The organism is Cellulomonas xylanilytica, from assembly GCF_007989805.1.
Lineage (GTDB): Bacteria > Actinomycetota > Actinomycetes > Actinomycetales > Cellulomonadaceae > Cellulomonas > Cellulomonas xylanilytica.
Map to the genome: position 1 here is coordinate 152753 of NZ_BJUB01000005.1, position 16274 is coordinate 169026.

Annotated in this window: 18 protein-coding genes and 1 tRNA gene; 10 read left to right on the forward strand and 9 right to left on the reverse strand. The window is 70.9% G+C overall.

The window, feature by feature from the left end; all coding sequences use genetic code 11:
* Nucleotides 1-26 precede the first annotated feature (26 nt).
* Nucleotides 27-719, forward strand: coding sequence for a GAF domain-containing protein (locus CXY01_RS09500; protein ID WP_146927185.1), 693 nt, complete (start codon nucleotides 27-29; stop codon nucleotides 717-719).
* Between the two features lie 35 nt (nucleotides 720-754).
* Here CXY01_RS09500 and CXY01_RS09505 read toward each other — a convergent pair whose 3' ends face one another.
* A complete protein-coding gene (locus CXY01_RS09505; protein WP_146927186.1) occupies nucleotides 755-1228 on the reverse strand; it encodes an ATP-binding protein in 474 nt (157 codons plus the stop codon).
* Between the two features lie 134 nt (nucleotides 1229-1362).
* Here CXY01_RS09505 and CXY01_RS09510 point away from each other — a divergent pair, with 134 nt between their 5' ends.
* Together CXY01_RS09510 and CXY01_RS09515 are read left to right on the forward strand one after the other, a co-directional pair.
* Nucleotides 1363-1671, forward strand: a complete 309-nt coding sequence (locus tag CXY01_RS09510) for an STAS domain-containing protein (RefSeq protein WP_146927187.1) — start codon at nucleotides 1363-1365, stop codon at nucleotides 1669-1671.
* A 104-nt stretch (nucleotides 1672-1775) separates the two neighbouring features.
* Nucleotides 1776-2354 carry an HD domain-containing protein gene (locus tag CXY01_RS09515; protein WP_146927188.1) on the forward strand — a complete coding sequence of 193 codons (579 nt, stop codon included), beginning with the start codon at nucleotides 1776-1778 and terminating at the stop codon, nucleotides 2352-2354.
* Here CXY01_RS09515 and CXY01_RS09520 read toward each other — a convergent pair.
* Entirely contained in the window at nucleotides 2304-2774 is a 471-nt protein-coding gene (locus CXY01_RS09520) for an NUDIX hydrolase (protein WP_146927189.1), read from the reverse strand. The genes CXY01_RS09515 and CXY01_RS09520 overlap by 51 nt on opposite strands.
* Nucleotides 2775-2794: 20 nt before the next feature.
* Nucleotides 2795-3535, reverse strand: a complete 741-nt coding sequence (locus CXY01_RS09525; protein ID WP_246125202.1) for an XRE family transcriptional regulator — start codon at nucleotides 3533-3535, stop codon at nucleotides 2795-2797.
* 144 nt (nucleotides 3536-3679) lie between these two features.
* Between CXY01_RS09525 and CXY01_RS09530 the strand changes: the two genes are divergently transcribed.
* The 6 genes from CXY01_RS09530 to CXY01_RS09555 all read left to right on the forward strand — a co-directional run bounded on the left by CXY01_RS09530 (nucleotide 3680) and on the right by CXY01_RS09555 (nucleotide 8802).
* Entirely contained in the window at nucleotides 3680-4105 is a 426-nt protein-coding gene (locus CXY01_RS09530; RefSeq protein WP_146927190.1) for a plasmid replication, integration and excision activator, read from the forward strand.
* Nucleotides 4102-4491: a hypothetical protein gene (locus CXY01_RS09535; protein WP_146927191.1), complete on the forward strand. Its 390-nt coding sequence runs from the start codon at nucleotides 4102-4104 to the stop codon at nucleotides 4489-4491. The genes CXY01_RS09530 and CXY01_RS09535 overlap by 4 nt, the downstream gene beginning before the upstream one ends.
* Nucleotides 4491-5942: an FtsK/SpoIIIE domain-containing protein gene (locus CXY01_RS09540; protein WP_146927317.1), complete on the forward strand. Its 1452-nt coding sequence runs from the start codon at nucleotides 4491-4493 to the stop codon at nucleotides 5940-5942. The genes CXY01_RS09535 and CXY01_RS09540 overlap by 1 nt, the downstream gene beginning before the upstream one ends.
* Before the next feature lie 116 nt (nucleotides 5943-6058).
* Nucleotides 6059-7465 (forward strand): replication initiator, encoded by a 1407-nt coding sequence (locus tag CXY01_RS09545; protein ID WP_146927192.1) that lies wholly within the window; start codon nucleotides 6059-6061, stop codon nucleotides 7463-7465.
* Between the two features lie 42 nt (nucleotides 7466-7507).
* The gene (locus CXY01_RS09550) at nucleotides 7508-7681 is read left to right on the forward strand and encodes a helix-turn-helix transcriptional regulator (RefSeq protein WP_146927193.1); all 174 of its coding nucleotides are present in this window, start codon (nucleotides 7508-7510) and stop codon (nucleotides 7679-7681) included.
* Nucleotides 7678-8802: a tyrosine-type recombinase/integrase gene (locus CXY01_RS09555; protein ID WP_146927194.1), complete on the forward strand. Its 1125-nt coding sequence runs from the start codon at nucleotides 7678-7680 to the stop codon at nucleotides 8800-8802. Before CXY01_RS09550 ends, CXY01_RS09555 begins: the two co-directional genes overlap by 4 nt.
* A gap of 61 nt (nucleotides 8803-8863) precedes the next feature.
* Here the strand turns inward: CXY01_RS09555 and CXY01_RS09560 are convergent.
* The 5 genes from CXY01_RS09560 to galU form a co-directional block, all read right to left on the reverse strand.
* Nucleotides 8864-8936: transfer RNA gene (locus CXY01_RS09560), tRNA-Ala, on the reverse strand.
* Between the two features lie 54 nt (nucleotides 8937-8990).
* Nucleotides 8991-10109 (reverse strand): SepX/GlpR family protein, encoded by a 1119-nt coding sequence (locus tag CXY01_RS09565; RefSeq protein WP_146927195.1) that lies wholly within the window; start codon nucleotides 10107-10109, stop codon nucleotides 8991-8993.
* A gap of 63 nt (nucleotides 10110-10172) precedes the next feature.
* The gene (locus tag CXY01_RS09570) at nucleotides 10173-10772 is read right to left on the reverse strand and encodes a GNAT family N-acetyltransferase (RefSeq protein WP_146927196.1); all 600 of its coding nucleotides are present in this window, start codon (nucleotides 10770-10772) and stop codon (nucleotides 10173-10175) included.
* The gene (locus tag CXY01_RS09575) at nucleotides 10772-12007 is read right to left on the reverse strand and encodes a molybdopterin molybdotransferase MoeA (protein ID WP_146927197.1); all 1236 of its coding nucleotides are present in this window, start codon (nucleotides 12005-12007) and stop codon (nucleotides 10772-10774) included. The genes CXY01_RS09570 and CXY01_RS09575 overlap by 1 nt, the downstream gene beginning before the upstream one ends.
* A gap of 26 nt (nucleotides 12008-12033) precedes the next feature.
* Complete coding sequence (gene galU / locus CXY01_RS09580; protein WP_146927198.1) at nucleotides 12034-12936, reverse strand: UTP--glucose-1-phosphate uridylyltransferase GalU; 903 nt, start codon at nucleotides 12934-12936, stop codon at nucleotides 12034-12036.
* A gap of 121 nt (nucleotides 12937-13057) precedes the next feature.
* Between galU and CXY01_RS09585 the strand changes: the two genes are divergently transcribed.
* On the forward strand, nucleotides 13058-13696 hold the full coding sequence (locus CXY01_RS09585) for a 5-formyltetrahydrofolate cyclo-ligase (protein ID WP_146927199.1): 639 nt from the start codon (nucleotides 13058-13060) through the stop codon (nucleotides 13694-13696).
* On the opposite strand, the gene CXY01_RS09590 is transcribed toward CXY01_RS09585, so the two are convergent.
* A complete protein-coding gene (locus CXY01_RS09590; protein WP_371862762.1) occupies nucleotides 13686-16274 on the reverse strand; it encodes a penicillin acylase family protein in 2589 nt (862 codons plus the stop codon). The two genes, CXY01_RS09585 and CXY01_RS09590, sit on opposite strands and share 11 nt — an antisense overlap.

Sequence of the window (16274 nt, forward strand, 5' to 3'; positions counted from 1 at the left end):
CGACCGGCGAGCACCCAAGGATCGCGATGACCGACAACATGGATCTGAGCGGCAAACCGCAGGCCGAGGCAGCCCTCGCAGCATGGTGCCTGGGCGACTTCGCCCTCCACGCCGCCACCCACCTAGGCATGAGCAGTGAGTGCAGCATCATCCTGCGTCGCGCCGGACACACACGACGGACCGCCTCGAGCAGCGACCGCGCCGGCCAGTGCGACGACGTCGAAACCCGCCAGAACTCCGGCGCCTGCATCGAGGCGATGGACGAGCTACGCGTGATCCTCGTCCACGACCTCGTCGTCGAGGACCGCTGGCACGACTGGACCCAGGCAGCACTGAGCGCCGGCTTCCGGTCCGCCGCCGCCTTCCCCGCCTACGTCGGCTCCGGCGCCGAGATCGCGTTCAACGTGTACTCAGAGGAACACGACCCGTGGACGCGCGACATGATCGTGCGAGCCGACATGTACGCCCAGCAGATCGGCCTGGTCATGGGCCTCGTCCTCGACGTCACCGACCTGGAGGACAAGGTCGCGGCTTTCCAGAAGGCCCTCGCCGCGCAGGCCGCCATCGACCAGGCGATCGGCGCCATGATGCACAGCCAGAGTTGTACCGCCGAGGAAGCCCTCACCATCCTGCGCAGCGCCGCCGGCGACCGCAATGTCGACCTCCCGCAAGTGGCCGCAACTGTGCTCCAGGGACTCACGAACGACAACGGACGGTAGGACCGACGCCGTGCCGTCAAGGCCTTCGCTCGGGGCTACGGGCCGATCTCAGCCCAGATGACTTTGACCGTGTCCGTGCGGTACCAGCCCACGTCTCGGGACAGGCGCCGGGCGATCTGCAGTCCGAAGCCTCCTTGTCCCGGCGGGCGGTCACCGACTATGCGCGGCTCGCTACTCAGGTCGTGGTCGGCCACGGTCAGCAGGAAGCGGGCGCCGTCTTGCAGAAGCTCGACGATGGTCGGGGGTCGACCATGACGGATCCCGTTGGTTGCCAGCTCGGAGGCGACTAGGACCAGGTCGTGGGCTACCCGGTCGAGGCGTCGGTCGGGATGCTGCACCGCGCGGGCGTTGATCTCGCGGCGCACCCCCTCACGCAGATCATGCAGCTGGGCGACGGTGTCCACCACCCACCGGTGCACCGGCACGAACCTGGACGGCGGGTGTGAGGATCGCAGCCCACCGTCGCGGTCACGATCCTCGCCCGCGAAGGGATCGGAAGGCGAGATCACGGACCGACGATAAGTGCGTCAGCCCGTTACCGCCCGCTCGGTCAGCCAAGGTCTCCGGACCTCTAGAGTCCTGCCAAGAAGCGGAGCGCGTCCAGCCACGAGAGGCGGTCCAGGTCGTGCACAGTAGCGACGTCGTGGGCTCCAACTTTCCAGGAACCGTGCACGTCACGGTGACCGATGTTGCCGTCCAGGTCACGCTGACCGGTGACATCGACGTCGACTTGACCGACGAGTTGGACGAAGCCGGACGCACGGCCCGTGAGCACCGGCTACCAATCTTCGTCGATGCCGTGGGAGTAAGTTTCATGGACTCAGCCGGCGCCCGATTCATCGGACGCTGCTACGGCCACGGTCCGCTCACGGTCGCCGCCTCACCACCGGTCCGCTTGCTGCTCAAGATTCTGGCGATGGACGACGTCCTGACCCCACGTGAGCCGAGCTAGCCGGCAGGTGTCATCTAGCGGCGGCGCAGCGGACCGACACGGTCCGTGCGGCTCATCCGGCCGCCGACCCCCCACATCAGCACGGTGCGGCAGGATTAGTTGCCATGTGGAGTCCCGAGAATGCCTCCAAGGTGGCATCCGAGTACCTCTCGGGCCTCGGTCGACGCTGGAACCACGTGCGCACGGTAGGCGAGCTCGCCGATGGACTGGCCGCAGCAGGCAAAATCTCGGCTGACGTGGCTGCTGCTGCGTGGCTCCACGACCTGGGCTACGCCGAGGAGCTGTCGATGACGGGACTGCATGCCCTCGACGGCGCGGCATTCCTCGCGGCCGAAGGCGCCCCCGTTGAGGTCGTGAGCCTCGTGGCGCATCACACGGGCGCCGAATATGAGGCCGAGGAGCGTGGGCTGAGGTCGTTGCTCTCCACGATGCCCGCCGCCGAGCCAAGCGAGCTCGATGCCCTCACCCTGCTCGACCTCGTGACGGCGCCCGACGGCAGCCTTACCGAGCCTGAGACCCGGATCGCCGAGATCCTGAGCAGATATCCCGACTCCAGTCCCGTGCATCGGGCGGTCAGCCGCTCAAGAGGTGAGCTGCTTGCCTCCGCTGAGCGAGCGAGACGGCAGCTCGGCCTACCCGATGAATGGCCGGCCGGAGCCCTTAAGGGCGTGCTCGAGCCGTAACCGCATCGATGCGTGGAGGTCCAGGGATTCGATCTGGTCTGGCGTGAGCCATTCGACCTCGTCGCTCTCGGAACTGGTGGCCCTCTCGCCCCCTAGGAGCCGTGCACGAAAAGCGATCGAGAACTGTTGGCGCACCTCCCCGTCGTCGTACTGCATGACGTGGTTCGGGTTGGTGTAAGTGCCGGTGATCGTGTCCACCTCGACGTCGTAACCGGTCTCTTCCTTGACCTCTCGGATCACGGTGTCGGCGATGCTCTCACCAGGCTCGTGACCGCCTCCGGGAAGTGCCCAGCGGTTGTTGTCCGTCTTGTGGATCATCAGTACGCGACCTTCGTCGTCCTGCACGATCGCGACGACGGAGGGCACCACGGAGTTGATCTCCGGAGCATTGGGGTCATCGATGTAGTCGATGCGAGCCATGTCTTCGAGCGTACGGGTGCTCAGACAGTTTTGGCGGCCTGCCAGGTGCGCTCGAAGGACTCCATGTAGTGCGCGAAGAGACGGCCGCCGGGGATCCGGTTGACGTGCATGATCGGTGAGTGGCCGGCGGGCGCTCCAATGGCGTGCGGGTTGACGAGCAGCTGGTCGTCGAACCGGAAGAGCGAGGCGTAGAGCGTGCTGCCGTGCTTCCGTCCTTCGATGCCGGCGACATCTCCCAGTAACGGCGTGAGGTACTTCCAGGTCAGGTTGCACCTGGCGGCCATCAGCTCGCCGATGCCCTCCTCCTCGCCTCGGAGCGCGACGGCGGGGCTCTCAGGGTCTCCGAACAGCAGGCGGACGCGGACGCCGCTCTTCGCTCGCGCTGCGATCCGCTCAGCGAACTCAGGGATGCCGTCGTGCAGGAAGCTGCCGGCGAATGCGAGCAGGTCGATCGCCTCTCGTGCGTTGTCGATGAGCTCTTCCCAGGTCGAGACCGGCAGTGCGGCGCGGCTGGGATAGAGGTCGAGGAACTCGGCGCGGGTGGCGGACCTGGTGCGCGGATCTGAGTCGGTGGCGGGCCACAGGAACACGTCGGACCTGCCGAGGATGCTCGCCGCGCTCATGCGGTGCGTCCGATGCGGGATCCGGTCAGTGCTGATCCAGCGTTCGACCGTCTTGGGATCGACCCCGACCTTCTCGCCGAACTGCTGGAGCGAGAGTCCCGCGTCCGTGATCGCTGCGCGGAGCCGTTCGTTCGTCATCACGCCTCCAGGGCGTCTTGGGACGTTTGCACCCATCCTAGGACGTCCCGAAACGTCCCACAACGGGGTGACGCCGTCCCACTCCATCGCGGTCTCGTTGGTCGTGGGCAGATAGCCCACACATGAGCGCAAGGAGTCGACATCATGGCCATCGCCAAGCGTTTCGAGATCGCTCACGAGACGGTGTTCCCCAAGGGGGCCTACCTGCGCGGGCTCGTGGAGCCCGTCACGGACTTCCAGGCCGAGCAGCGCCCGGACGGTTCGCGACCCCAGCAGCATGACAAGGAGACCGGCCTCCGGCTGTGGCAGTGCACGGTCATCGATGGCGACGACGAGGTCGGCCGCCGCGAGATCGGTGTGACGGTCAAGTTCGCTGCAGAGGTGCAGCCGGTGCCGCCGAAGAACAACTCGCCACTGCCGTGGACGCCGGTGGAGTTCGTGGGCCTCACGGCACTGCCGTACGTCGACGACTCGGGGAAGCGGCCCCGCATCGCGTGGTCGTTCCGGGCGGAAGGCTTCGCCACACCGGGCCAGTCGGCCAGGGTCGGGGAGCCGAAGGCGGCGGCGTGATGTCCGCGCTGACTGCCACAGAGACCTGCGACGCTTCGGCGGAGGTAGGGCCGACGATTCCCGAGCTGCTGGTGATGGCGGCCGACATCGTGGCAATGGTCGACGGTCATGTCCGGTCGGTCGACATCGGTCACGGCATCGTGTCGGTGCACGTCACCTGTCAAGCGGCTGCCGAGTACCTGGCTTGGCGACTCGCTCTGGACCACGTCACGGTCTACGAGCCCACCAGGACGTGCCACGGCTTCGCAGTCTGGAGCGGCGGTGCATGGCCGGCGGCGGAGTTCAAGGTGTTCTGCCGGGGGGACCTCGTGCCGCCGTTGCGCACGTTTCCTTGCCTCGAGCTCCAGGCAGCGGCACACACCAGGGTCCTGACCAAGGCCGCGTGATGGACCGGACCGCTTGGATCCGGCTGGGCAGCGCGTTCTGGCACTTCGTGTCTTGGACCGCCCAGTCGTGGCGCACGATCCTGGTCTGCCTCGTGATCGGCAACGTGCTGCTGATCGCCGATCACGAGGCAGCCGGGGTCGCGGTGTTCTGGGTGGTGCCGGCCTGGTGTGCCTTCCGAGCCGCCTGGGAAGCGCTGAGTCCACTGACCTACGAAGGAGTGCTCGGTGGTCCGCTCCGTCGTCACGGCTGGCGGCGTCGGGCACGCAAGGAGTGGGCCCGGGTGGCTGAGCGGTGCGGGCTGGCGTGGCCCTGGGAACGAGGAAAGCGGAAGACGATCCCCCGCCTGTTGAGGGTGCACGCGAGCGACAACACGCTCTCGCTGCGTGTTCGCGCCGCCGTGGGCCAGACCGTCGATGACCTGAACCAGGCGGTCGAGGCTATAGCGACGGCGTTCGAGGCAGAGTCCGCGGAGTCGCGTCGCGTGGCACCGGGTGTCGTCGAGATCGCCCTGACAATGCGCGAACTGCTCCACGAGCCCACGACGCCACAGGCCCCGCACGAGCTCGAGGTGGACGCCGTGACCCTCGGTCGTCGCTCGGACGGCTCGCCCTGGCGGCTCGACCTCAATGGTCTCCACACGCTCGTCGTCGGACGGTCGGGTGCCGGCAAGGGGTCGATCTTTTGGGGCATCGCCGGCAACCTGGCTCCGGCCGCCCACGCTGGCCTGGTGCGGTTGTGGGGAATCGACCTCAAGGGCGGCGTCGAGGTGGCGGTCGGCGCCCGCATGTTCTCGTCCGTCGCGATGGATGAGCAGTCCGCTCTGACGCTCCTGAGGTCGTTGCAGCAGGTGATCGTCGAGCGGCAGGGCGCCATGAGGGGCAGGTCGCGCCAGTTCGAGCCATCACCGGGCGACCCCGCGCATGTGCTCCTGATCGACGAGCTCGCTGTCCTGACGGGCTATGCCTCGCGTGACGTCGTCAACGAAGGAAACACCCTCCTCAAGCGGATCTTGACCCAGGGGCGCGCACTGGGCGTGATGGTCGTGGCGTTCGTCCAGGACCCGCGCAAGGAGACCGTCGGCATGCGTGAGCTGTTCACCCAGACGATCGCCTTGCGGCTCGCCTCGTCGTCCGAGACGCGCATGGTCCTCGGTGACGGCTACGGCGATGTGGCTCCCGCACATCGGATCGACAGGACCATGCCTGGGGCCGGCTACGTCGTGCGGGACGACGGCGTCGTCGAACGAGTTCGAGCCGACTTCTGGCCGGACGACGTCATCCGGACGGTTGCAGAGCGCTACCCGGCACCAGCCGCGCCTGTCGACTGGTATGAGAACCGCACTCCTGTCCCCCTCGCTTCGGTCGTCACAGCCGACATGGACGGGGCGCCTCGCCCGCGCCGCCGCAGTCCGCGGAGCGCGAGCGGACCCGAGGACTCTGAGGCGGTGTGATGACGACGGGGACGAGCGGTGGCTTTCGGGGGCACGGCCCGCAGGCTCCCCTCGACCTGGGCGAGCTCGGTCCGGCTCAGGTGGAGTCCATCGTGGGGCGCCTTGCAGACGGGACCATGCCTGCCCTGGCCGGCGCGCTCGCCAAGGCCAGCAACTGCGTCCATCCGGTCCGGCTGGTCGGGCGATCGGAGTCCGTCGATCTGCGTACGGGCGAGATCGTGAGCACGTTCCGCTCTGTCGACGAGCCCATGGGGCTCCTGTACAAGCCGTGCGGCAATCGCCGGGAAGCCGTCTGCCCGTCGTGCTCTCGCCTCTATGCACGTGACACCTTCGAGCTGATCTCCACCGGCCTGCACGGCGGCAAAGGCGTCCCTGCCGCCGTCAACGCGAACCCGCTGTTGTTCGTCACCCTGACCGCTCCATCGTTCGGTCCAGTTCACCGGATCCGAGACGGGAAGGAGCCCTGCCACCCGCGCACGCGATTGGCGATGTGCCCGCACGGCCGCCGCCTGACGTGTTGGGCCAACCACTCCCCCGACGATCCCCGGGTGGGTGCGCCGCTGTGCGGTGACTGCTACGACACCGTGTCGGCGATCGTCTGGCAGTGGCACGCGCCTGAGCTCTGGCGTCGCTTCACGATCGCGCTGCGCCGTCAGCTGGCCGTCGAGCTCGGGCTGCGGGACCGCGATCTCAAGCACCACGCCCGCCTCGAGTACGCCAAGGTCGCCGAGTTCCAGGCGCGTGGCCTGGTGCACTTCCACGCGCTCGTGCGGATGGACGGACCCGACGGTGCCGGATCTCCTGCGCCGATCGGCGCCGCAATGCTCCAGCACGCCGTTGGCCACGCTGCGGCCGCCGTGACCTGCACCGCGCTGCCCCTCGACGACCGGGACGTCGAACGGATCTTGCGTTTCGGAGCCCAAACCCACGTCAGGATCGTCCGTGAAGGCACGGTCGCGGGCGATGAGATCACCGCTGAGCAGGTCGCCGGCTACTTGGCGAAATACTCGACCAAGTCGGCCGGCGCTGACCCGGAGCACCTTCTTCCCCACCTGGCGAGGCTCACGGAGTTCTGCCGTGCTCTGTCTGCTCGTGCGCTCGCCGGTTGCCCGTTCGCGTGCGAGGAGCGGGCCGGCGACCGACACCCCCGTCTGTGCGGAGCTTGCGCTCACAACCCCTATGCGCTGCTGGGCCGGTGGGCGTCGATGCTCGGCTTTCGCGGTCACTTCTCGACAAAGTCCCGCCGCTACTCAGTGACTCTCGGCGCCCTGCGACGCGCCCGCCGGCGCTTTCAGTCTCTGGCCGTCGACGCTAGGCACCGCGCGACACCCCTCGACACCCGCGAGCTAGAACAGCGGCTCATGGCCGACGACGAGGAGACCACGTTGGTCGTCGGCTCGTGGACCTACGACGGCTCGGGCTGGCCACGCCCAGGGGACAAGGCACTCGCCGACGCCGCTGCCTCACGGGCCCGGGAGTACGCCCGGTGGCGGGCGGACCAGCGCACGACCAACCCGGCTTAGGCGGCTGGAAAGACCACAGTGGGATGAGGGCAGGGGGCAACCATGGATGAGTACCTGACTACCGAGGAAGTGGCCCTGTGGCTCAGGGTCGCGCCGTCGACGGTGTGCCGGTGGCGGCTGGCCGGAAGGGGCCCGCGCGTCACGTGGCTCTCCCCGTCATTGCCGCGGTACAAGAAGTCGGATCTGTTCGCCTGGCTCGAGGGGGCTGCGTCGTGACGATCCGAAAGACACCGGGTGGCCGGTTCCGGGCGCAGCTCAAGAGCGGTCGCCTCAGCGTCGGGTCCCGCACCTTCGACACGAAAGCCGAAGCGGCCGCGTGGCTCAAGCGAGAGCGTGCCGCGCTCGACGGCGGCATTGATCCCAGAGCGGGCAAGGAGCCCACGGGAAGGGTGCTCGAGCGCTGGCTGATGATGCGCGAATACACGGTCGCGCTCAAGACCTACCGAGCGGACAGGGACCTAGCCCGGCTCATGCCGATCTCGCTGCAGCGGATGCACCTGTCGGCCGTCACTGGTCGCGATGTCGCCCGGTCGTTCGAGTCCCTGCTCTCGACCGCACCCCGCCGCTCGGCCGGCGCTCGAGGCCGCGCACCGAAGCCGTTGGAGTACACGTCCGTCGTCCGATACCGGGCCAGCCTCTCCACGTTCTTCGCGTGGTGCGTGCGAGAGAGGCTGATCGCTACGAACCCCGTCACAGGGGTTGCGGTGCCTAGGAGCTCGCGCGAGAGGGCGGAGATGAACCCGTTCACGGAGGCTGACCTGGAACGCCACTTCGAGCTCTGGGCGCAGCGTGACGAGACGCTGGCCAACGTCCTTCTGGTGCTCGGCTGGACCGGCCTTCGCTGGGCCGAGGCCCGCGCGCTCATCGTCGCGGACTTCGTCGAGGTGCCGACACCTGGGTTGCTCGTGCGTCGGTCCGACCCCGAGGGCGTCGGGCGCAAGGCGACGAAAGGCCGGACCTCTAGGCGAGTTCCGCTCGCGAACCGGGTTCTTCCGATCGTTCGCGACCTCACCAACGGCAAGGCTGCTGGCGATCTGCTGCTGACGACGGCACAGGGTGCGCAGCTGCATCGGTCGGCCGTCGTGAGGACGCTGCACTGGGCAACAACCGGCGGTGGCCGTCGCCTGCACGACCTTCGTCACACGGCCGCGTGCCTCTGGCTGTCGCGCGGCGTCGACCCCGGAACGGTCCAGGCGTGGTGCGGCCACGAGTCGATCGCGACGACCAACCGGTACCTGCACTTCCTCGGGACCGGGGCCGATCAGGCGGGTCTCAGCAGGCTCAATGAGGGCTCGGGGTGCGCGGGGGGTGCGCGCGATGGCGTCCGTCTCGAATGACAAACCAGAAGCCCTCGCCTCCCCGGGCTGTATGGCCTGGTCGGACGAGGGCTTCCTCGGGTGGAGCTGAGGGGATTCGAACCCCTGACCTTCTCATTGCGAACGAGACGCGCTACCAACTGCGCCACAGCCCCGCGAGCGGCCTAAAGACTAACACCAGGCCCCGGCTGATCGCGAAATCCGGGGGGTCACTCCCCCGCGGCGCGACGCTTCGCCAGGACCGCGTTGAGGTCGATGCTGCCGGTGGTCTCGACGGGCGCCTCGAGCGGGGGGCGCTCGGCGTCGGCGGGTGCGTCGGCCTCCGCGGTGCGGGCGGCGGTCGACCCCTCCAGGTTCTCCAGCGGGGCCGGCTCGCGGCGGGGCGCGGAGGGCTTCATCGTGTACGTCGGACGCGGGACGGGCACCGGCGACCAGGCCTCGTCCTCCTGCTCCGGGGCGTCGGCGGAGTGCTCGCTCACCGACCGGCGGACCACGGGCACCTGCCCGGTCGACGCGTGCCGGGCGGGGCCGTCGGACTCGCCCTTGTCCTCGACGATGCGCGCGAACACCTCGGTGCTGGCGTCGGACGGGTGCACGGCCCGCCCGGTGACGAAGGCCGCCGGCGCCTCGAGGGGAGCCTCGACCGGCGCCTCGACGCGAGCGTCGGCCGCCGGGGCGACGGGCTTGGCGGCGGTGGCCGTCGCGACGGCACGCATGGCGCCCGTGCGCGGACCGGACGCCGTGCGGCGCTCGTCGGCGATCTTCTGCTCCCAGGCCTCGTCGGCCTCCCGACCGGCGAGGACGGCGCGTCGGCCGAGCACGAGGACGGAGCCGAGCAGGACGGTGGGGACGACGCCCGCGACCCAGGTGACCAGCGGGCTCAGACCGACCGCGGCCCAGCCGACGACGGTCGCGACGACGAGGAACCCGGCCAGGAGCGCGCGACGGCGCGCGGCTGCCCCGCGACGGGCGACGGACGCCGCCCGGGCAGCACGTGCCTGCGCGGCGCGGCGGGCCGCGTCGGCGGTGATCCTGTCCTGGGTGCCGTGCGGTCGGTCCACGGTGGTGCCTCCTGTCGCGCTCCCGGTGGCCACCGGGAGCCCCTTGCCCGGGGTCAGCAGCCCCGCGGTACTGCTCACCGTCACCCCGGCGGCGGCCTCCGGGCGGTTGCGCCGGTCGCTCACCGCGACCACGCGCAGCGCCTCGGAGAACCGGTCGTCCGCGCGGGACTCCAGCAGCTGCTGCCGGTGCCGCAGCTTGTGCGGCACCAGGTACGCCACCCACAGGCCGACCAGCGCGAGCGCGACCGGTCCTGCGAGATCGTTCACGTCACGACGGTAGGCGTCCGGGCAGCACCCGCCCGGGACCGCGACGGCGTGTCGGCCTGTGCGTCACCCGACAGTGCGCGACCGCCAGCGCGTGAGCAGCCCGCCGGGGACGTCCTCGACGGTCAGGGCGAACGTGCGGTGGTCGCACCAGCGGTCCTGGATGTGCAGGTACTTCTCCCGAACGCCCTCGTCGCGGAACCCGAGCTTCTCGACGACGCGCAGCGACGGACCGTTCTCGGGGCGGATGTTGATCTCGACGCGGTGCAGCCCGAGCGACTCGAAGCAGTGGTCGGTGGCCAGCGCGACGGCGGTCGGGGTGATGCCGAGCCCGGCGACGTGCTCGGACACCCAGTAGCCGATGGCCGCGGACCGCAGGGAGCCGTAGATGATCGAGGAGACGGTCAGCTGCCCGACCAGGCGGTCGGCGTGGTCGATCGCGAACGGCAGCGTGACCCCGGCGCGGGCCTGCGCGGACAACGTCCGCACGAACGCACCGAACGAGGGCCGCGGACCGGTCACGGGGACCGGGCTCGTGGCGTCCCACGGCTCCAGCCACGCCGCGTTCTGTGCGCGCAGCGCCATCCACGTGTCCTGGTCGCGCCGCCGCAGCGGGCGCAGGCGCACGTCTCCCTCGACGAGCACGGCGGGCCATCCGGGAACCATCAGCCCTCCAGCACCAGGCAGTGGACCACCTGTCCGGGGTGCACGGTGAGGTCGTGCTCGCCGACGACCGCGAGCGCGTTGGCGTGCGCGAGCGCGCTGACCGTGGGCGCCGACGGGTCACCGATGGGCGTCACGCGGTACCCCTCGTCGGGTGACCCGAGCACGGTCGCGGGCACGAACTGCCGCAGCCCCGGCGGGGAGACCCAGCCCTCGACGGCCTCGGCGGCGACGGACGGGCGGAACACCTCGGTGTGCCCGGCCATGGCCCGCAGCGCCGGCCGGACGAACACCTCGAACGAGACCTGCGCGGCGACGGGGTGCCCCTGCAGCGCGAAGATCGGCACCGACTTGTCGCTGGCCAGGTCGTCCGCCACGGTGCCGAACCCGTGCCGCTGCCCGGGCGTCATGGCGACCTGGTCCAGCCGCACGCTGCCCATCGTCGCCAGCACGTCCTTCACGGTGTCGTGCGTCAGCTCGGACAGCCCGCCGGTGATGACCAGCAGGTCGGCGCGGACCAGCTGGTCCTCGATCGCCTCCCGCAGCACCGCACGGTCGTCGCCCAGGATGCCGACCCGGACCGACGCTGCCCCGGCGTCCCGGACGGCGGCCTCGAGCGCGTGCCCGTCGGTCTCGAAGACGCCGTGCCCGGAGCGGTCGGCGTGCGTGCCCGGCTCGACCAGCTCGTCGCCCACCGAGAGCAGGACCACGCGCGGGGTCGGGTGGACGCGCAGGCGCCCGCGACCCATCGACGCGGCCAGCGCCAGCTGCCGGGCGCCCAGGCGCGTCCCCGCCTCCAGCACGACGTCGCCCGCACGCACGTCGGACGCCACCGGGCGCACGTGCTGACCCGGCACCGCCGGGCGCTGCATCGCGACGCGCGCCGCGCCCCGGTCGGTCTCCTCCAGCGGCACGACGGCGTCGGCGCCGAGCGGCAGCGCCGCGCCGGACGCGACGCGCACGGCGGTGCCGGGCACGAGCCGCAGCGGCCCCGCACCCGGCCGCACGTCGTGCGCGACCGGCAGCGACTGCGCGCTCGCGTAGCCGGCGCCCGCGGTCTCGTACGCGGCGACGGCGTACCCGTCCCGCGCAGCGACCGCGAACGCCGGCAGGTCGTGCGTGGCCGTGACGTCGTCGGCCAGGATGCAGCCGACGGCGTCACGGAGCACGACGTCGAGCGGTGCGACCGGTCCGACGGAGGCCAGCACGGCCGCGAGGTGATCTTGGACCGATCTCATGCGGGCATTGTGCCCCGCCGAGGAGGTCAGTCGGAGAGGCTCTGCGAGAACTCGCCCAACCAGGCACGGAAGTCGGGTCCCAGATCAGGACGGTCGACCGCGATCTGGACGACGGCCTTGAGGTAGTCCAGGCGGTCGCCCGTGTCGTAGCGCCGACCGCGGAACACCACCCCGTACACACCGCCGCCCTCGGACGCCGGCAGACCGGCGAGGGTCGCGAGGGCGTCGGTCAGCTGGATCTCGCCGCCGCGCCCGGGCTCCGTGCTCTCCAGCACCTCGAACACGGCGGGGTGCAGCACGTAGCGGCCGATGATGGCGAGGTTGCTGGGTGCCTCGTCGGCCGGGGGCTTCTCCACGAGGGCCGTGATGCGGACCTGGTCGGCATCAGCGGCGCCGTCGAACGTCTCCACCGCCGCGCAGCCGTACATGGAGATCTGCGCGGGCGGCACCTCCAGCAGCGCGATGACCGAGCCACCGGTCCGTTCCTGCAGGGCGAGCATCGTGCTGAGCAGCTCGTCGCGCTCGTCGATCAGGTCGTCCCCGAGCAGCACCGCGAACGGCTCCTGCCCGACGTGGTGCTTGGCCTGCAGGACGGCGTGCCCCAGACCCTTCGGCTGACCCTGGCGGACGAAGTGCACGTGACCCAGGTCGGTGGACTCGCGGACCTTGGCCAGCCGATCCAGGTCACCCTTCGCCTCGAGGGCTGCCTCGAGCTCCGGTACCGCGTCGAAGTGGTCGGCGAGCGTGCGCTTCGACCGACCGGTGATGAGCAGGACGTCGTCGAGACCGGCCTTGACGGCCTCCTCCACGACGTACTGGATGGCCGGTTTGTCAACGACCGGGAGCATCTCCTTGGGCGTCGACTTCGTGGCGGGGAGGAACCGCGTTCCCAGACCCGCAGCGGGGATGACTGCCTTGTGGATCGTCATGACGGGACCCTAGCCGGGGTATGACGGGGCCGCGCTATGGCGTCGGTCACCACGTGGCCGGCCTCACAAGTCATACCTCGGTCGGTCCTCCCAGCGGCGCCCGGTGGGCGACACTGTTCCCATGAGCAGCGTCGCCCAGCCGTATCCGCGCGTGTCCGAGGGGGACGAGGTGGAGGACGTCAAGGAGCGGCTGCGGGTCGCCATCCGCGACGCCCGCAAGATCCGCTCCGTGCGACAGCGCGACGCCGCAGCCCACGCCCTCGCGGACGTCGTGCTCACCATCCCCGCGGTCGCCGACGCCACCTGCGTCTCCGTCTACGCGTCCCGCGTCACCGAGCCCGGCACCGGTCCCCTGCTCGAGGCGCTCGCCGCCCGCGGCGTCCGCCTGCTCCTGCCCGTGCTCGGCAGCGGGCTCCAGCGCGAGTGGGCGGAGTACGCCGGTCCCGACGACCTGCGTGAGCGCGCCCCGGGCCGACCGCCGGAGCCCGGCGGTCCCACGCTCGGTGCTGCGGCGCTCGCCGACGCCGACGTCGTGATCGCGCCGGCGCTGGCCGTCGACACCACCGGCGCACGGCTCGGCCAGGGCGGCGGCTGGTACGACCGGGCCCTCGAGCACCTCCGCCCCGGCGCCCCCGTGGTGGCGCTGGTGTTCCCCGAGGAGCTCTACGACGCCCAGAAGCGCCCGCTGCCCCGCGAGCGCCACGACCGCCTCGTCGACGCCGTCGCGACGCCGCTGGAGTGGCACCTCATCACGGAGTGAAGGTCAGCCGGTCCCGCGCGTCCGCCTCGGTCGCAGCCTGCGTGAACGGCCACGGGAACGTCTCGCCCCGCGACCACGGGCCCAGCTGGTCGGCGTAGTGCACGCTCGCCGGATGACCTGACGCGCCCGTGAGCGTCACCCACGTCGACGCGTCGAGGTCGCCCAGGTCGACGACCATGCGCATCGACGGTGCCGCGGTGACCGCGAACGAGTCGGAGCTGGCGTCCCAGGCAGTGGCGTCCACGATCGAGGACCCGCCGCCCACGGCCACCGCCTCGGGGTTGACCAGCCCGCGGACCACCCCGGGGAGAGACGAGCCACCGAGCACGGGATGCTCCGGGGCGGCCGGGTGGAGCTGTCCCCAGCGCCAGTCGGTCGCCTCGCGGCCCAGCGACGCGGTCAGCTCGCGGCGCGCCGTCACCATCGCCCGGGTCAGCACCTCGTCGCGGCCTTCGACGACGCCCGGGGTCGACTTGTCGTCCCACCAGGGCGAGGCGGGCTCGTCGACGAGCCGGCGCACCACCTCGAGCCATCGCGAGCCGCCCGACGGCCCGTAGCCGTCCGGGAGGTCGTCGGCGAACGCGGACGAGAGGATCTCCGCCCAGACGGCCGCGAAGTACGCCGCCGCCGCCGAGTCCGCCGACTGGACCCGGTTCCAGGTGCGCAGCAGCTCCTGCCCGTCGTCGTAGAAGGCGACCTCGATGTCGGGGAACGCGTCCTCGATGTCCAGCGAGAGCAGCACCGGGACGAGCGCGTCCGCGTACGGGCTGTGCTGGTCGACCTGGATCCGGCCCATGTCGGCGACGCTCACCTTGCCGCCCGACGTGGCGTCCGTGAGGAGCTCGCGGATCCGCTGCGCGCGGTAGCCGTAGTCCCAGTCGTCCGTCAGGAACGGGCCGACGCCGGCCGGGGTGACGGCCTGGTTGGCGGTCACGATGAAGCCCTCGACGGGGTCGAGCGCGCGCGGCATGGCGGTCGGGTCGACGAACCCCTGCCACTCGTAGCGACTGTCCCAGCCCGGGCGCGGCCACGTGCCGTCCGACGGGACCGGCCCGCCGGAGATGTCCGCGCGGACGGGGATGCGGCCGGGCGCCTGGTAGCCGATGTGCCCGTCCGTCGTCGCGAAGACGATGTTCTGCGACGGGACGTCGAACAGGGCGGCGGCCGCCTGGATGTCCGCCGCGTCCTCGGCGACGTTCATCGCGAGCACCGCGTCCATCGTCCGGCCCGGCTGCAGGGCGGTCCAGCCGAGCGCGACGTCGAACCGCCGGCCCGGCGCACCGTCCGGGACCGGCGCCGTACCGACGCCCTGCAGGTCGAGGACCTCGGACACGAGGGGCCCGTGCACGGACTCCTGGACCGTCAGGCGGACGTCGTCACCGCCGTTGACGTGGATGACCTCGACGCGCTCGGTGACCGGCACCTGCGCGCCGTCGAGCCGGGTGGTGCCCTCGTCGACGCGCTCGAGGAAGAAGTCCGTCACGTCGGCGCCCAGGTTGGTCAGTCCCCAGGCGAGCTTGGCGTTGTGGCCGATGACCACCCCGGGCATCCCCGCGAACGCGAAGCCGGTGACGTCGTACGGGCAGCGCGCGGAGACGTCCTCGCACCGCAGGCCGATCTGCTCCCAGATCCCGGGTGCCGAGATGCCCAGGTGCGGGTCGTTGGCCAGCAGCGGCTTGCCCGACTCCGTGAGCTCGCCGGAGACGACCCAGGAGTTGGAGCCCACGCCCTCGCCGTCGCCCATGAGGTTCGGCACCGCGTCCAGGGCGGCTGCCGCGGACGCCATCGCCGCCTGCAGGTCGGCGCTGTCCAGGTCGAGCGTCGTCGTCGTCGCGGACGTCTGCTCCGGGAGCGTCGCCGGCAGGTCCGCGGCGGTGAGGATCGGCAGGTTCAGGTCCTGCGGGTAGGCCGGGAACAGCTCGTCGACGCGCGCGACGTCCCCGATCGTCGAGTACGACGCGGCACGCTCCAGCTCCGCGTCGTAGTTGCCCCGCAGGTCCCACGCCATCGCCTTGAGCCACGCGAGCGAGTCCACCGGGTCCCACGGCGCCGGCGCACGCAGGTCCAGCCGCACCCCGAGCACCGAGTACTCGACGGCGATCGCGCCGGGGTCCCGGCCGTCGAGGTAGGCGTTGACGCCGTCCGCGTAGGCCTGGAGCGCGTCGCGGGTGCTCTGCTCGAGCAGCCCCCACTCCTGCTCGGCCACCCGGCGCCACCCGAAGGTCCGGATCACCTTGTCCGCGGCGAGCGCGTCCGGGTTCTCGCCGACGAGCTCCGACAGCCGCCCCGACGTCACGTGGCGGCGGTAGTCCATCTCGAAGAAGCGGTCCTGGGCGGCCACGTAGCCCTGCGCCCGGAACAGGTCCTCCGACGTCGTCGCGGTGATCGTCGGCACCCCGCGGTCGTCGCGCGTGACCGTCACCTCGGCGTCGAGCCCCGGCAGCTCCAGCTCACCGGCGACCTCCGGCAACGGCCGTCGCACGACGATGACCGCGGTGACCATGACCGCGACCAGGGCGACGACGACCACCGCGGCGACGGTGATCAGGGAGAGACGGACGAGGCGACGACGAGACAC

Excerpts from the sequence above, each read along its gene's own strand:
- CXY01_RS09500 (WP_146927185.1), top strand. The coding sequence starts at position 27 with ATGACCGACAACATGGATCTGAGCGGCAAACCGCAGGCCGAGGCAGCC.
- CXY01_RS09515 (WP_146927188.1), top strand. The coding sequence starts at position 1,776 with ATGTGGAGTCCCGAGAATGCCTCCAAGGTGGCATCCGAGTACCTCTCG.
- CXY01_RS09520 (WP_146927189.1), bottom strand. The coding sequence starts at position 2,774 with ATGGCTCGCATCGACTACATCGATGACCCCAATGCTCCGGAGATCAAC.
- CXY01_RS09525 (WP_246125202.1), bottom strand. The coding sequence starts at position 3,535 with ATGACGAACGAACGGCTCCGCGCAGCGATCACGGACGCGGGACTCTCG.
- CXY01_RS09530 (WP_146927190.1), top strand. The coding sequence starts at position 3,680 with ATGGCCATCGCCAAGCGTTTCGAGATCGCTCACGAGACGGTGTTCCCC.
- CXY01_RS09540 (WP_146927317.1), top strand. The coding sequence starts at position 4,491 with ATGGACCGGACCGCTTGGATCCGGCTGGGCAGCGCGTTCTGGCACTTC.
- CXY01_RS09545 (WP_146927192.1), top strand. The coding sequence starts at position 6,059 with ATGCCTGCCCTGGCCGGCGCGCTCGCCAAGGCCAGCAACTGCGTCCAT.
- CXY01_RS09550 (WP_146927193.1), top strand. The coding sequence starts at position 7,508 with ATGGATGAGTACCTGACTACCGAGGAAGTGGCCCTGTGGCTCAGGGTC.
- CXY01_RS09570 (WP_146927196.1), bottom strand. The coding sequence starts at position 10,772 with ATGGTTCCCGGATGGCCCGCCGTGCTCGTCGAGGGAGACGTGCGCCTG.
- CXY01_RS09575 (WP_146927197.1), bottom strand. The coding sequence starts at position 12,007 with ATGAGATCGGTCCAAGATCACCTCGCGGCCGTGCTGGCCTCCGTCGGA.
- galU (WP_146927198.1), bottom strand. The coding sequence starts at position 12,936 with ATGACGATCCACAAGGCAGTCATCCCCGCTGCGGGTCTGGGAACGCGG.
- CXY01_RS09585 (WP_146927199.1), top strand. The coding sequence starts at position 13,058 with ATGAGCAGCGTCGCCCAGCCGTATCCGCGCGTGTCCGAGGGGGACGAG.